This is a genomic window from Bacteroidota bacterium (assembly GCA_025059945.1).
Taxonomy (GTDB): domain Bacteria; phylum Bacteroidota; class Rhodothermia; order JANXDC01; family JANXDC01; genus JANXDC01.
The window spans coordinates 180397-193436 of sequence record JANXDC010000011.1; the positions used below are offsets into that span (position 1 = coordinate 180397).

Consider the following 13040-nt stretch of genomic DNA (forward strand, 5'->3'; position numbering starts at 1 on the left):
GGCCTCAGACCTTCGCATTCTGTGCATCTCCAGGGAAGCGGTTCAGCGTGGGTTTCGGAGCGGCATAGTTCCGCTCGATGCGTATGTCGATGTGTATGAGCCCGTCGACCGCCACGCTACCGTTGTGCTCTTTTCGGATTGGATACAGACCGGAAAGCGGGCCTTTTCTTTCCGATGGATGCCCAGCTCAGGGTGTAGGCGGGCGCTATAGCTCGCTGCACGCCGACCTGCGGGCTAAGGACGTCCCGCTACGGAAGGGTCTCAGGCTTTGGCATGCCCGCCAGCAGGTACAAGACAGCCATGCGCACGGCCACTCCGTTGGTGACCTGATCTAGGATCACGGCCTGAGGGGAGTCGGCCACCTCGTCGGCCAGCTCCACGCCTCGGTTGATAGGGCCCGGGTGTAGGATGACGAGATCGGGGTAGCGCTCTAGGTGTTCGGCTCGGATGCCGTAGGTGAAGTGGTATTCCCGAAGGCTCGGCAAAAGACCGGACTGCTGGCGTTCGCGCTGCAGGCGCAGCGCGATCACGGCGTGGGCCCCTTTCAAGGCCTCCTCTAGGTTCGTGGTGACGTCTACGCCCAGCGTTTCGATTCCCGCAGGAAGCAGCGTAGGGGGGCCGCAGACGATCACGGAGGCCCCCAGCTTGCGCAGCCCGTGGATGTTGGAGCGCGCCACGCGGCTGTGCGCGATGTCCCCGACGATAGCCACCCGCAGCCCCCTGATGCGTCCGAAGCGCTCCTGCAGCGTGTAGAGGTCCAATAGCGCCTGTGTGGGATGCTCGTGGGCCCCGTCGCCGGCGTTGATGATCTGGGCTGACGTCCAGCGCGCTAGCTGATGCGGTACGCCAGAGGCCCAATGCCGGACGACGAGCATGTCGATCTTCATCGCCTCCAGGTTTCGGGCCGTATCGCGCAGCGTCTCGCCTTTGGACAGGCTGGAGCCCGCAGCCTGAAAGGAGACCACATCGGCCGACAGGCGGCGTTCGGCGAGCTCGAAGGAGATCCGCGTGCGCGTGGAGGGTTCAAAAAACAGGTTGACGACGGTGCGATCGCGCAGCGTGGGCACTTTTTTAACGGGCCGCTCCAGTATCTGGCGAAAGTACCGGGCCGCCTCCAAGATGAGCTCGATCTCGGCGGCCGAGTAGTCCTCTAGCCCCAGCAGATGCCGGTGTTCCAGGTGCGTAAGGGGGGCGACAGCTTGAGCGTGCATCAGGGCGAAACCTCAAGCAGATAGACCGCGTCTTCGGCGTCCACCTCACGCAGGGCGACTCGGATGCGCTCTTGGGCTGTGGTGGGGATGCGCCGGCCCACGTAGTCGGCGCAGATCGGAAGCTCCCTTCCTCCGCGGTCGATGAGCACGGCCAGTTGGATCGCCGCCGGTCGTCCATAATCGAGCAGCGCGTCCATGGCGGCGCGCACCGTGCGGCCCGTATGGAGCACGTCGTCTACGAGCACGATCATGCGGTCCTCAACCGTAAACGGCAGCTCGGTGGGGCGCATCCGAGGTCCGGGCCGCAGGCGCAGGTCGTCCCGATAGAGCGTAACATCCAGCGCCCCCACGGGAACCGAGTGCCCCTCATCGTGCGCGATCCAGGCGGCGATGCGGCGGGCCAAAAACACGCCGCGCGTCTGCAGGCCCACCAAAGCGAGCCGGTCCAGTTCGGCTGCGGGCTCGATGATCTCCTGCCCCAGGCGGCGCAGCAGCCGCTCTAGCTCCGATGCATCCAGCAGACGGGCCTTAACGAGGCCTACCGACGCCATAGCGCCTCTAGGCTTGTAACGAAGGTCGTCTCAACAACGGCCACATCAATACCACCGCCCACAGAATATCGACCACGTTCCAGAGGGTTCGTCCTAGGGAAATTTTGGTGATGGGATTGATCAGAACGGCCGATGCCGCCCAAAACCAGAGCATTTTGTCGTTGCCGCGCTTCCTCTCCTGCCTGGAAAGCTAGATAAACAAAACCCATCATGCCCAAGCAGCGCACGGCTTCATAGTAATCGTAGGGCATGTCGGCTAGATAGCCCACGAAGAGCAAAGCCAATCCGAAGCGGATAAAGCTTTCCATCGGCTGCATAAGCTAAGGAGAGCCGTCGCGCTTCCGCAAAGGCCTCCAAGCCGCCCTTTAAGCGCTCAAGTTCGCCTGCCTTCTCAAGACTTCCCGGTGCCCGAGTTGCGCCAACAGGCGCTAGCGGCCCGGCTTGCTGCGAAAAAGGTTTGGCCGCCTTACTTTTAATAGACTTTGAGGGGAAGGCGAAGTGCCCAAGACGGCCACCCGATTCCTCTGCCAGGCCTGCGCCTATGCAAGTCCTCGTTGGCTGGGACAGTGCCCCGCCTGCGGGGCCTGGAACACCTTGGTGGAGGAGGCCCCGATAGCTTCGCTCGGCATTCGGCGTTCGGGTTCCGTTCAAGAAGCTCCGGTCGTTATGCCGCTAGAAGCGGTCAAGCCTCTAGAGGAGTCCCGTTGGGCTACGGGGATCGGGGAGTTAGATCGCGTGCTCGGCGGCGGCCTGATGCGGGGCTCCGTGGTGTTGCTGGGTGGCGATCCGGGCATCGGCAAATCTACGCTGCTTCTTCAGCTCGCGGAGCGCTTAAGCGATCGCCGCCTGTTGTACGTGACCGGGGAGGAATCTTTAGAGCAGGTGCGCCATCGGGCTCAGCGGCTCGGACTTGCGGTCGGGGATCTGTATGTGCTGGCCGAGACGGATCTGGAGCGCATCTTTGCGGCCGTAGAAGCGGTCCAGCCCGAGCTTGTGATGCTGGATTCCATTCAGACCGTGTACGCGCCGGAGCTGGAGAGCGCCCCGGGCAGTATAGCGCAGGTGCGCGAATGCGCGGCTCGGCTCGTTCGCATGGCCAAGGCCACGGGCCGCACGGTCTTGCTTGTGGGGCACGTGACCAAGGAGGGCTGGGTGGCTGGGCCGCGCACACTAGAGCATGTTGTTGACGCCGTCTTGCAGTTTGAGGGCGATCGGCAATATGCCTATCGCGTGCTTCGGGCGATCAAGAACCGCTTTGGCTCCACCCACGAGATCGGGATCTTCGAGATGACCGGCTCAGGCCTGCGCGAGGTATCCAACCCCTCGGCGTTGTTTTTGGCCGAGCGTCGGACGGAGGTGAGTGGCTCAGCCGTGGTGGCGGCGATGGAGGGCACGCGCCCCCTGCTTGTGGAGGTGCAGGCGCTTGTGGCGCCTACGGCCTTCGGGACGCCCACGCGCACAAGCGCTGGCCTCGATGTGCGGCGGCTTGCCGTGCTCCTGGCGGTGCTCGAAAGACGGGCGGGCTTGTCGTTGGCCTATCAAGATGTCTACGTCAACGTCGTGGGCGGAATCCGGCTTCAGGAGCCCGCGGTGGACTTGGCTGTAGTAGCGGCCGTGGCCTCAAGCTTTCGCGATCGGCCCATCCCGGCAGAGCTGGTCCTGATCGGCGAGGTGGGGTTAGCGGGGGAACTGCGGACCGCAAGTGCCCTGGAGCGCAGGTTGGAAGAGGCGGCCCGACTGGGATTTCGACACGCTCTAGTGCCGGAGCCTCCGTCTGGAGTGCGCATACGGGCATCGGGGCTGGAACTTTTGTACGCCGGCACGCTTGTGGAAGCCCTGGAGCTAATGGGATGTTTATAACCCGCACCCAAAGGAGGAGCTACTCATGCCGATTTTGCTATTGGGGCTTTTGCTTGGGGTGGGACTCGCCTCCGCCGCGGCCCAGCCCACCCGCTATCGGCCCGATCTACGGGTGCTCAGCCGATACCAGCAGACGATCACCCCTCAAGAGCTACGTGCTCATTTGGAATTTCTGGCCTCCGATGAGCTCGAGGGCAGAGAGACGGCCACGCGAGGGCAGTATGTGGCCGCCCGCTACCTTGCCTCGTGGTTCCGGCGCTTAGGGCTTGAGCCCATCGGAGATGGCGGCACCTATTATCAGCACTTTGATCTCGTAGAACAGCGCCTGGCCGAGGTCCGGCTTCGCCTGGAAGGCCCGGCGGGCGCACAAGAGGTGCGCTCTCTTCCCACAGATCCGGATCGGCTGATCCCTCGCGCAGCGGGGCCGGATAGCACTGGCGGGCTAGTGCTGGCCGGATACGGGATTGTCGACGTGCAAGGCGGCCGAGACGATTACCAGGGCCTAGACCCTAGGGGCAAGTGGGTCATGGTCCTCGATGGGGAGCCTCATATCAACGGTCGCAGCGCGCTTACACCTAATGGCGAGCCCTCCGTGTGGGCTCGCCAATGGTGGCAGAAGGCCGTAGCGGCCCGGCAGAAGGGGGCTATCGGCGTGATCGTGGTTCCGGAAGCGGATCGTTTTGAAGCGCTTAAGGCCGAGTTTCGGGAGCAGGCCCAACGCATAGGCGCCCTGAGCCTGGCTTACCAGAATCGACAGCCCCGAGCGAGCCGGTTCCCCCCGCTGCTGTATCTGCATCCGGAGGCCGCCGCGGAGCTTCTGCGCGCAGTTGGGGGACCGGACTGGCAGGCCTACCGGCGCGATCCGAGGCCTCTCGGCTTGCCCGAAAGCGTTCGGCTGACGGTGCGTTTTCGTGTAGAGCCCCGTCGGCATACAAGCCAGAACGTGGTGGGCCTGTTGGAGGGGGTTGATCCCGTTCTGAAGCACGAATACGTTGTCATCACCGCCCACTACGATCACGTCGGCATCGGGGCTCCGGATTCCACGGGGGATCGTATTTATAACGGAGCCGACGACGACGGATCCGGCACCGTGGCCGTTCTAGAGCTCGCCGAGGCCTTTGCGCGCGCCAAGGCCGAAGGCCACGGGCCCAAGCGCAGCATCCTCTTTATGGCTGTATCGGCTGAGGAGCGGGGGCTTCTGGGGTCGCGCTACTACGTAGATCACCCCCTAGTGCCCCTGGAGAAGACCGTGGCCAATCTGAATATCGACATGATCGGCCGCGTTGATCCCAAATACGAGCGCCTGGGCAATCCGTATTACGTCTACATCATCGGCTCCAACATCCTGAGCTCCGATCTGCATGCGATCAACGAGCAGATGAACGCGCTCACGACGAAACTTACCCTAGATTACACCTACAACCGCCAGGATGATCCCAATCGGTTCTGGGCCCGCAGCGATCACGCCAACTTCGGGGAAAAAGGCATTCCGTTCATCTTCTATTTTACCGGCACGCATGCCGATTATCATCGACCGGGCGATGAGCCGCACAAAATTCACTATGAGAAGATGGCCCGCATCGTCCAGCTGATCTTGGCTACGACTTGGAATTTGGCCAATCGCCCGGATCGGCCCCGAGTGGACGGCAAATGGTTTACCCAGCAATGAAGCCCCTTCTCGGAGCGCCTCCTATGAGGAGGCGCTCCGAGAAGTTTAAGTGCGCACAGCACTGCGGTGGCCGAGCTGATGCACCTTTTCGGCTTCTTGCTGCAGCAGCTCTACGGCATCTAAAGCTTCCCACGGGAACTCTTCGCGGCCGAAGTGTCCGTAGACCGCGGTCTGCCGGTAAATGGGACGAAGCAGGCGGAAACGCTCGATAATGCCTCGAGGGGTGAGATCGAAAAGCCTGTTGATAATGGCGGTTAGCTGGTGATCCGGTATTCGGCCCGTGCCGTGCGTGTTGACGTAAACGGAAACCGGCTTCGGTAGGCCGATGGCGTAGGCGATCTGCACCAGGCATTCGTCGGCCAGGCCCGCAGCCACGACGTTTTTCGCGATGTGCCGGGCCGCGTAAGCCCCGGATCGGTCCACCTTGGTGGGATCTTTGCCGCTAAAGGCTCCCCCGCCGTGCGGCGCGCGGCCCCCGTAGGTATCGACGACGATCTTCCGGCCCGTAAGCCCGGTGTCGCCGTGCGGTCCGCCGATCACGAACTGCCCTGTGGGGTTCACGTAGAGTGTGAGGTGCTCGTCTAAAAGCTCCGGGGGTATGACGCGGGGGATGAGAATCGTGCGGACGTCCTCTTCGATGCGCTTTTGGTCTACGCTTGGATCATGCTGTGTGGAGAGTACGATCGTATGCACGCGCCGGGGCCGCCCCTGATCGTCGTATTCGATCGTGACTTGGCTCTTAGCATCGGGTCTTAGATAAGGCATTTCGAGGCTGTTTTTGCGAATACGTGCCAATTCCTGCAACAGCCTGTGCGCGTAGTAGATGGGGGCCGGCATGTACACAGGGGTCTCTCGGCAGGCGTAGCCGAACATCATGCCCTGATCCCCAGCTCCTCCCCGATCCACGCCGCGTGCGATGTCCGGAGACTGTTTTTTGAGAGCTGTTAAGACAGCGCAGGAGTGCGCCTCAAACCGGTATTCGCTTCGGGTATAGCCGATCCCCTCAATCACGGTTCGGACGACCCCGTCGATATCGACTTGGGCGCGCGTGGTAACCTCTCCGGCGATGAAAACCAGGCCTGTGGTCACCAGGGTCTCCACGGCCACGCGAGCATGGGGATCCTGCTCCAGCATGGCATCCAGAATCGCATCGGAGATCTGATCGGCGATTTTGTCCGGATGCCCCTCAGATACCGACTCGGAGGTAAACAGGTGCGGCATATACATCCCCCTTCGGACGAACTGGGCAATGTTACGGGGGGGGTTATACTTGACGCAAGATCCCGCCGCAGCCGATGCCCGGACGGGCTCAGAATCGGTAGAGGATAAATGAGCCCATATAAAAGTAAACCTTGATTGGCACGCCTCGCGAAGCCGTTCCAATCCAGATCACATAATGCGGCGTTCCTTCGCTCGCCCTTGAGGCCTCTGGGGGCTTGCACGATACTTTGCCTCCAGACTCCAAGGGTTCTTTGACAGCGTGGTCTATTGCCCACAACGCGCTTATGATGGGCGCCCACCTTTATCCAGTTCACTTTAGACCGGTTCCGGTGGCCTGGGGCCGGGTGATAAGAAGGAGGGCGACGGGATGAAAAAGCTAACGGGCTATCTTTTCGCGCTTCTGCTCGCCGTGGGCACGGGTACTGTGCTGAGCGGCTGCTCCCTGGATTTATTTAGCGTCCAGGGCGGCGAGATGGCCTCTGATCAAGGGGGTGAGATGGCCTCCGATCAGGGCGGTGAGATGGCTTCCGATCAAGGGGGCGAGATGGCCTCCGATCAGGGCGGCGAGATGGCCTCTGATCAGCGCTGATCGGCCTTGATCGGCTCCATGAAGGGTGTTACCCCCTAGATTTTGGGCAATCCGGTAACGTATACTTACCGCGCATTCGCATTAAGGTTGCCAGAAGGAGGTGGGCGCCCCTCATGAGCGCTTCTTCGCCTACGGCCACGTTAGACAACGAATATTTAGCCCAACTCATCGCGCGCGCTGAGACGCTTCCCGAAACGCTCCGAGGGCGTCTGTTAGAGGCCAACCGCCTCTATCAGGAGGGCCTGTACGGGAAGGCGGCCGAACGCTATGAGGCGCTCCTCCAGGAGGGTTTGCCCCCAGAGGTGCGCGCCGATGTGCTTCTGCAGCTTATCGCCTCCTTAAACTGGATCAAGGATGAGCGGGTCTTCGCGTACATTAACCTGCTGGAGCCCGTTACGGACTTTCAGCGGGCCCTGCTAAGCTTGCGCACGGGTGTAGCGTTGATGGACATCGCACACGACTACAAGACCGCCCTGAGCTGGTTTGATCAAGCCTGCGAGCAGTTCGCCGCCACAGGCGAAAAGGATTGGGAGCTGCGGGCGATGAACAACCGGGCCAAATGCTACCACCAAATGGGCATGTTTGAAGAGGCCCGACGTGAATTGCGCACCGTGTACTATATCGCCCGCCGACATGGGCTGCGCGAGCGGATGCTTGTGGTCACCCTCAACCTGGGCGTGTTGGCCGAGGACGAGGGCAATTGGGAGGAGGCAGAGCGCTACTACCGCAAGGCCTACGAGGTCGCCATGGATATGGGCGCCCGGCGCCTGCAGGCTTTGTGCCTATACAACCTGGCCACGCTGCATCATGATCAGGGTTTCTACGGATTGGCGATAGAATACTACGAGCTGGCCCTGGCCTTATATCGGGAAATGGGGGCGGAGCGGGACGTGGCCGAAAAAAGCGCTCGCCTGGAGGAGGCCCTTCGAGGTCGGGAGCAAGTTCTAGAAAACCTGGGCCGCATAGTGGGCACGATGACCGTGCGCGAACTCCGGCAGCGTTACATCGCCGGTCTGGTCCGAAGCTTTCTCAAAGTGCCCGGCATACCGACCCGGGAGAAGCTAGCCGAACGCATCGGGGTTACCCGTCAAACCATCTACAAAAATATTCGCGACGCTGTAGAAGCCGGCTTGCTGCCGCGTGAGGCGGCGGCCGACGAGTAGGTCCTCGCTCGACTCGAGGGGCGCGCCTGGGGGGCATGCCCTTGGAGATTATTCAGGATATTCGGCAAATGCAGCGCCGGGCCACGGAGCTGCGTGCACAAAGCCGGCGCATCGCGGTCGTGCCCACCATGGGTGCGTTGCACGACGGCCATCTGGCCCTCGTGCGTATGGCCCGGCAACACGCCGACGTCGTCATCGTCACGCTTTTCGTCAACCCCATTCAGTTCGGGCCCCATGAGGATTATGCGCGTTACCCGCGCGATTGGCAAGGAGATCTGCATAAGGCCGACGCCGCGGGGGTGGACATCCTGTTCGCGCCCAGCGTGGAGGCTATGTATCCGAATGGATATCAGACGTATGTCGTGGTCACCGAGCTCAGCCGTCCCCTGGAGGGTGCCATGCGGCCTGGGCATTTTCGGGGTGTGACCACGGTTGTGAGCAAGCTCTTTCACCTGACCTGCCCGCACGTGGCCGTCTTCGGGCAAAAAGACGCCCAGCAGGCCCTGATCATCCGGCGCATGGTGCGGGATCTGAATTTTGACGTCGACATCCTCATCCATCCCATCGTCCGGGAGCCCGATGGGTTAGCCATGAGCTCCCGAAATGTCTACCTTTCGCCGCAGGAGCGCGCCCAGGCCCCTGTGCTGTATCGGGCTCTGCAATGGGCTGAGGGGCAGATTCTATCGGGGGAACGAAATCCGGATCGACTCATTGAAGGCATACGCCGGATTCTCGCGGAGGCCCACTTGGCGCGCATCGATTACGTGGCCGTCTGCGACACAGAACGCCTAGATGACGTGGCCGAGCTCCATCCAGGCCAGGAGGTACTTGTGGCCCTGGCCGTGCGCTTCGGCTCGACCCGGCTGCTGGACAACATCCTCATAACCGTTCCGGAGCGGTAGCCGCTGTATGTGGGTGACGATGTTCCGATCCAAGCTGCATCGGCTCGTGGTGACGGAGGCCAACCTATATTACGAGGGCAGCATCACGATCGATCAGGAGCTACTGCAGCTGGCCGATATCCTGCCGTATGAGAAGGTCCAGGTCGTAAACCTCAACACCGGGGCCCGGTTGGAGACCTACGCCATTCCCGGTCCGAGGGGCAGTCGCATCGTCTGCTTGAACGGCCCGGCTGCGCGCTCTGGCGCCCCGGGTGATGAGGTGATCGTGATCGCCTACGCGCAGATGCCCTTGGAGGAGGCCCGTCGGCATCGGCCGCGTGTGGTCTTGGTGGATCGGCACAACAACCCGCGCCAGGTCCGCATCCTGGAGTCGGAAACGATCCTCCTCTGAGCGTCGTTTAATGGCCGATCTCGTTTAGCTCCTTGCCCGAAGTCTTTGCTGGGAGGCGCTGCGGGCCGCTATCTTCACATGTCTTGCCTGAGCAGGAGTATAGAGCTCCCATGCTGAAGCTGCTCACCAAATTGTTGGGCTCCAAGCATGAGCGCGACATCAAAAAGCTCATGCCCCTTGTAGAGCAAATCAACCGGCATTACGAGCGCTTGCAGGCGCTCTCGGATGAGGAACTGCGCGCTAAGACCGAGGAATTTAAGGCGCGCATCCGGCAGCGCGTAGCGGAGATCGAGTCCGAAAAATCCCAGATCGAAGCCCGTCTGGCTCAGGACGGATCCGTGGGCTCCGATGGGCGACTTGTTGAACTTTCCCCCTCGGAGCGCGAAGCGCTCTATGCACAACTGGATGAGCTGGAGAAAGCCTGGCTGGAGACGGTCGAGGAGACTCTAGATGAGCTCCTGCCCGAGGCCTATGCGGTCGTCAAGGAGGCCTGCCGGCGTCTGTTGGGCAGGCGATGGACCGTCACGGGGCATGAGATCACTTGGGACATGGTGCCTTTCGATGTGCAGCTCATCGGCGCCATCGTACTCCATCAAGGCAAGATCGCGGAGATGAAAACCGGCGAGGGGAAAACCCTCGTGGCCATCATGCCCGCTTACTTGAACGCGCTGGCCGGCCGCGGGGTCCATATCGTGACGGTCAACGATTATCTGGCCCGGCGCGATGCGGAGTGGATGGGCCCGATTTACGAGTTTCTGGGCCTTACGGTCGATTGCATCGATCGATACCCTCCCAACACCCCGCAGCGCCGCAAGGCCTATGAGGCCGATGTGACCTATGGCACCAACAACGAGTTCGGCTTCGATTACCTGCGCGACAATATGGCCCTGCGGCCCGACCAGATCGTGCAGCGCGGCCATCATTACGCGATCATCGACGAGGTAGACTCGATCCTGATCGATGAGGCGCGCACCCCCTTGATCATATCGGGTCCGGTTCCGGTAAGCGACGAAAACAAGTTCATCGAACTCAAGCCCCGCGTCGAGCGACTCGTCTACGCCCAACAGCGCCTCGTAGCCCAATGCGTGGCCGACGCCAAACGGGCCCTGGATGCCGGGGACACCGAGCGGGCTGGTCTGCTGCTATTTCGGGCCCATCGGGGCTTCCCCCGCAACAAGCAGCTCATGAAGATGCGCACCGAGGACGGGGCCATCGAGCGGCTCATCCAGAAGACCGAGCTCTATTACCTGCAGGAGCAGGGCAAGAACATGCACATCGTCGATGAGGAGCTGTACTTCGTCATCGACGAAAAACACAACACCATCGAACTCACCGAAAAGGGCCGCCAGCTCATCACCGAACAGGGCGAGGACCCGGAGTTCTTTGTCATCCCCGATTTGGGCACCGAAACGGCCAAGATCGAACAGGAATTTCAGGAGCAAAAGCGTCAGCTGGAGGAGCGCCTGCGCAACGATCCGGACCTCTCAGAGGAAAAGCGTAAGCGCAAATGGGAGCAGGAGCTCAGCCTGCTGCGCAAGGAGAAGGAGGAGCGGCTGCAGCGGCTCTATCAGCTCTACGCCGAACGAGCCGAGCGCATCCACGCTGTGGAGCAGCTCTTGCGCGCCTATACGCTCTTCGAGAAGGACGTCGAGTACATCGTGCAAGACGGCAAGGTGCTCATCGTCGACGAACACACGGGGCGCATCTTGCCGGGCCGACGCTACTCCGATGGCCTGCATCAGGCCATAGAGGCCAAAGAAAACGTCAAGGTGGAGGCCGCCACCCAGACCTACGCCACGATCACGCTGCAGAATTACTTCCGCATGTACCACAAGCTAGCCGGCATGACGGGCACGGCCGAGACGGAGGCGGCCGAATTCTACGAGATCTACAAGCTCGACGTGGTCGTCATCCCCACGCATAAGCCCGTTATCCGAATAGACAAAGAGGACGTGGTCTTTCGGACCAAGCGCGAAAAGTACAACGCCATCATCGAGAAGATCCGAGAGTATCATCAGCGCGGCCAGCCTGTGCTCGTGGGCACCACAAGCGTCGAGGTCTCCGAGACCTTGAGCCGGATGCTACAGCGCGCCGGCATTCCGCACAACGTGCTCAACGCCAAACACCATCAGCGGGAGGCCGAGATCATCGCGCAGGCCGGCCAGAGAGGGGCCGTCACGATCGCCACCAATATGGCCGGTCGGGGCACGGACATTAAGCTCGGGCCCGGCGTTCGCGAACTGGGCGGGCTGGCCATCGTCGGCTCGGAGCGGCATGAGTCCCGGCGCATTGACAACCAGCTGCGCGGCCGCGCCGGCCGCCAGGGAGATCCGGGGGAGAGCCAGTTCTTCGTCTCGCTCGAAGACGATCTGATGCGGCTTTTCGGCTCAGATCGCATCGCGGGTATCATGGAGCGCTTCGGCATGAAGGAGGGCGAGACGATTCAGCACCCGATGGTGACCAGGGCCATCGAGCGGGCTCAGAAGCGGGTCGAGCAAAATCACTTCGCCATCCGCAAGCGGCAACTGGAGTTCGACGACGTACTCAACAAGCAGCGGCAAACGATTTATGAGCTGCGTCGCAATGCGCTCTTGGGCCGGCGTGTGCGCGCGGATCTGGAGCACATGCTGGAGGACTTTGTCCACAACCTGGTAGCGCGTTACTACCCGGATGGCGACCTAGATGGACTGCGGATGGCACTTGTGCGGCATCTGGCGTTGGATTTGGAGCTGGACCGGGAACAGTTCCTCAAACTCGGCGAGGAAGGGGTGGCCGAACGCGCTCTAGAGGCCGCCCGGAGCGCATACCGGCGTAAAGAGGAGATCCTCTCGGAAGACTTTTTCCGCTTTGTTCGGCAAATCTACGAGAGCCCGTTGGAGCAGAAACCCGAATACGCCTCGGTGCTCTTCACCGACGGAAGCCGGTTTGTATTCGCCAACATCCAGCTAGAGGAGGCCCTGCGCAGCCAGGGGCATGAGCTGCTGCGCGCCCTCGAGCGGGCCACGCTGTTGAGCTTTATCGATGAGCGCTGGACCGAGCACCTGCGCGATCTGGATGAATTGCGGGAGGGGATCCATCTGCGGGCCTACGGGCAGAAGGATCCCCTACTGGAGTACAAAATGGACGCCTTTGACCTCTTCCGGCGCATGATGGAGCGCTTGGGGGAGGAGGTGATTTCCTTTATCTGGCGGGCCATGCCCGCCGCCGAGGGGCAGGCTCACCGTCCCGCCCCCGCCCGGCCGCGCATGGATCTGGAGCGCGCCCGGGCTACGCACGAGTCCCTGACAGGTCTGGCCGCGCTGGTGCAGCCCGGAGCCTCTGGAGTCGGCCGCACCCCCGAGCGGCCGCGGGCTGCGGCGCCCGGGGAGCGCCTGCAACCGGTGGTGGTGGGGGAAAAAATCGGCCGCAACGAACCCTGCCCCTGCGGAAGCGGGAAAAAATACAAGCACTGCCACGGTCGCTTTGAAGCCTGAGCGCCGCCAA

At 61.9% G+C, this 13040-nt stretch carries 11 protein-coding genes; 7 read left to right on the forward strand and 4 right to left on the reverse strand.

The genetic code is table 11. The features are described 5' to 3' along the window. Positions 1–248 precede the first annotated feature (248 nt). From NZ993_06605 to NZ993_06615, 3 genes are read right to left on the reverse strand one after another with little or no spacing between them, the layout of a single operon-like run. Positions 249–1211 carry an aspartate carbamoyltransferase catalytic subunit gene (locus tag NZ993_06605; GenBank protein MCS7155464.1) on the reverse strand — a complete coding sequence of 321 codons (963 nt, stop codon included), beginning with the start codon at positions 1209–1211 and terminating at the stop codon, positions 249–251. Continuing rightward, positions 1211–1762: a bifunctional pyr operon transcriptional regulator/uracil phosphoribosyltransferase PyrR gene (gene pyrR / locus NZ993_06610; protein MCS7155465.1), complete on the reverse strand. Its 552-nt coding sequence runs from the start codon at positions 1760–1762 to the stop codon at positions 1211–1213. Before pyrR ends, NZ993_06605 begins: the two co-directional genes overlap by 1 nt. Continuing rightward, positions 1750–2070, reverse strand: coding sequence for a hypothetical protein (locus NZ993_06615; protein ID MCS7155466.1), 321 nt, complete (start codon positions 2068–2070; stop codon positions 1750–1752). Before NZ993_06615 ends, pyrR begins: the two co-directional genes overlap by 13 nt. 190 nt (positions 2071–2260) lie before the next feature. Here NZ993_06615 and radA point away from each other — a divergent pair, with 190 nt between their 5' ends. Together radA and NZ993_06625 are read left to right on the forward strand one after the other, a co-directional pair. Then, positions 2261–3622: a DNA repair protein RadA gene (gene radA, locus NZ993_06620; GenBank protein ID MCS7155467.1), complete on the forward strand. Its 1362-nt coding sequence runs from the start codon at positions 2261–2263 to the stop codon at positions 3620–3622. 25 nt (positions 3623–3647) lie between these two features. Then, positions 3648–5291 (forward strand): M28 family peptidase, encoded by a 1644-nt coding sequence (locus NZ993_06625; GenBank protein ID MCS7155468.1) that lies wholly within the window; start codon positions 3648–3650, stop codon positions 5289–5291. A 45-nt stretch (positions 5292–5336) separates the two neighbouring features. On the opposite strand, the gene metK is transcribed toward NZ993_06625, so the two are convergent. Further along, entirely contained in the window at positions 5337–6512 is a 1176-nt protein-coding gene (gene metK / locus NZ993_06630) for a methionine adenosyltransferase (protein MCS7155469.1), read from the reverse strand. A 367-nt stretch (positions 6513–6879) separates the two neighbouring features. Here metK and NZ993_06635 point away from each other — a divergent pair, with 367 nt between their 5' ends. The 5 genes from NZ993_06635 (at position 6880) to secA (ending at position 13030) form a co-directional block, all read left to right on the forward strand. Next, the gene (locus tag NZ993_06635; GenBank protein ID MCS7155470.1) at positions 6880–7101 is read left to right on the forward strand and encodes a hypothetical protein; all 222 of its coding nucleotides are present in this window, start codon (positions 6880–6882) and stop codon (positions 7099–7101) included. Positions 7102–7214: 113 nt separating this feature from the next. Continuing rightward, the gene (locus NZ993_06640) at positions 7215–8264 is read left to right on the forward strand and encodes a tetratricopeptide repeat protein (GenBank protein ID MCS7155471.1); all 1050 of its coding nucleotides are present in this window, start codon (positions 7215–7217) and stop codon (positions 8262–8264) included. A gap of 41 nt (positions 8265–8305) precedes the next feature. Further along, positions 8306–9166 (forward strand): pantoate--beta-alanine ligase, encoded by an 861-nt coding sequence (panC, locus tag NZ993_06645; protein MCS7155472.1) that lies wholly within the window; start codon positions 8306–8308, stop codon positions 9164–9166. A 7-nt stretch (positions 9167–9173) separates the two neighbouring features. Beyond that, positions 9174–9557 carry an aspartate 1-decarboxylase gene (locus tag NZ993_06650; GenBank protein MCS7155473.1) on the forward strand — a complete coding sequence of 128 codons (384 nt, stop codon included), beginning with the start codon at positions 9174–9176 and terminating at the stop codon, positions 9555–9557. 110 nt (positions 9558–9667) lie between these two features. Next, positions 9668–13030, forward strand: coding sequence for a preprotein translocase subunit SecA (gene secA / locus NZ993_06655; protein ID MCS7155474.1), 3363 nt, complete (start codon positions 9668–9670; stop codon positions 13028–13030). Positions 13031–13040: the final 10 nt, after the last annotated feature.

Coding starts and splice junctions, on each gene's coding strand:
- NZ993_06605 (MCS7155464.1), bottom strand. CDS start 1,211: ATGCACGCTCAAGCTGTCGCCCCCCTTACGCACCTGGAACACCGGCAT.
- pyrR (MCS7155465.1), bottom strand. CDS start 1,762: ATGGCGTCGGTAGGCCTCGTTAAGGCCCGTCTGCTGGATGCATCGGAG.
- NZ993_06615 (MCS7155466.1), bottom strand. CDS start 2,070: ATGGAAAGCTTTATCCGCTTCGGATTGGCTTTGCTCTTCGTGGGCTAT.
- NZ993_06625 (MCS7155468.1), top strand. CDS start 3,648: ATGCCGATTTTGCTATTGGGGCTTTTGCTTGGGGTGGGACTCGCCTCC.
- metK (MCS7155469.1), bottom strand. CDS start 6,512: ATGCCGCACCTGTTTACCTCCGAGTCGGTATCTGAGGGGCATCCGGAC.
- NZ993_06635 (MCS7155470.1), top strand. CDS start 6,880: ATGAAAAAGCTAACGGGCTATCTTTTCGCGCTTCTGCTCGCCGTGGGC.
- NZ993_06640 (MCS7155471.1), top strand. CDS start 7,215: ATGAGCGCTTCTTCGCCTACGGCCACGTTAGACAACGAATATTTAGCC.
- NZ993_06650 (MCS7155473.1), top strand. CDS start 9,174: ATGTGGGTGACGATGTTCCGATCCAAGCTGCATCGGCTCGTGGTGACG.
- secA (MCS7155474.1), top strand. CDS start 9,668: ATGCTGAAGCTGCTCACCAAATTGTTGGGCTCCAAGCATGAGCGCGAC.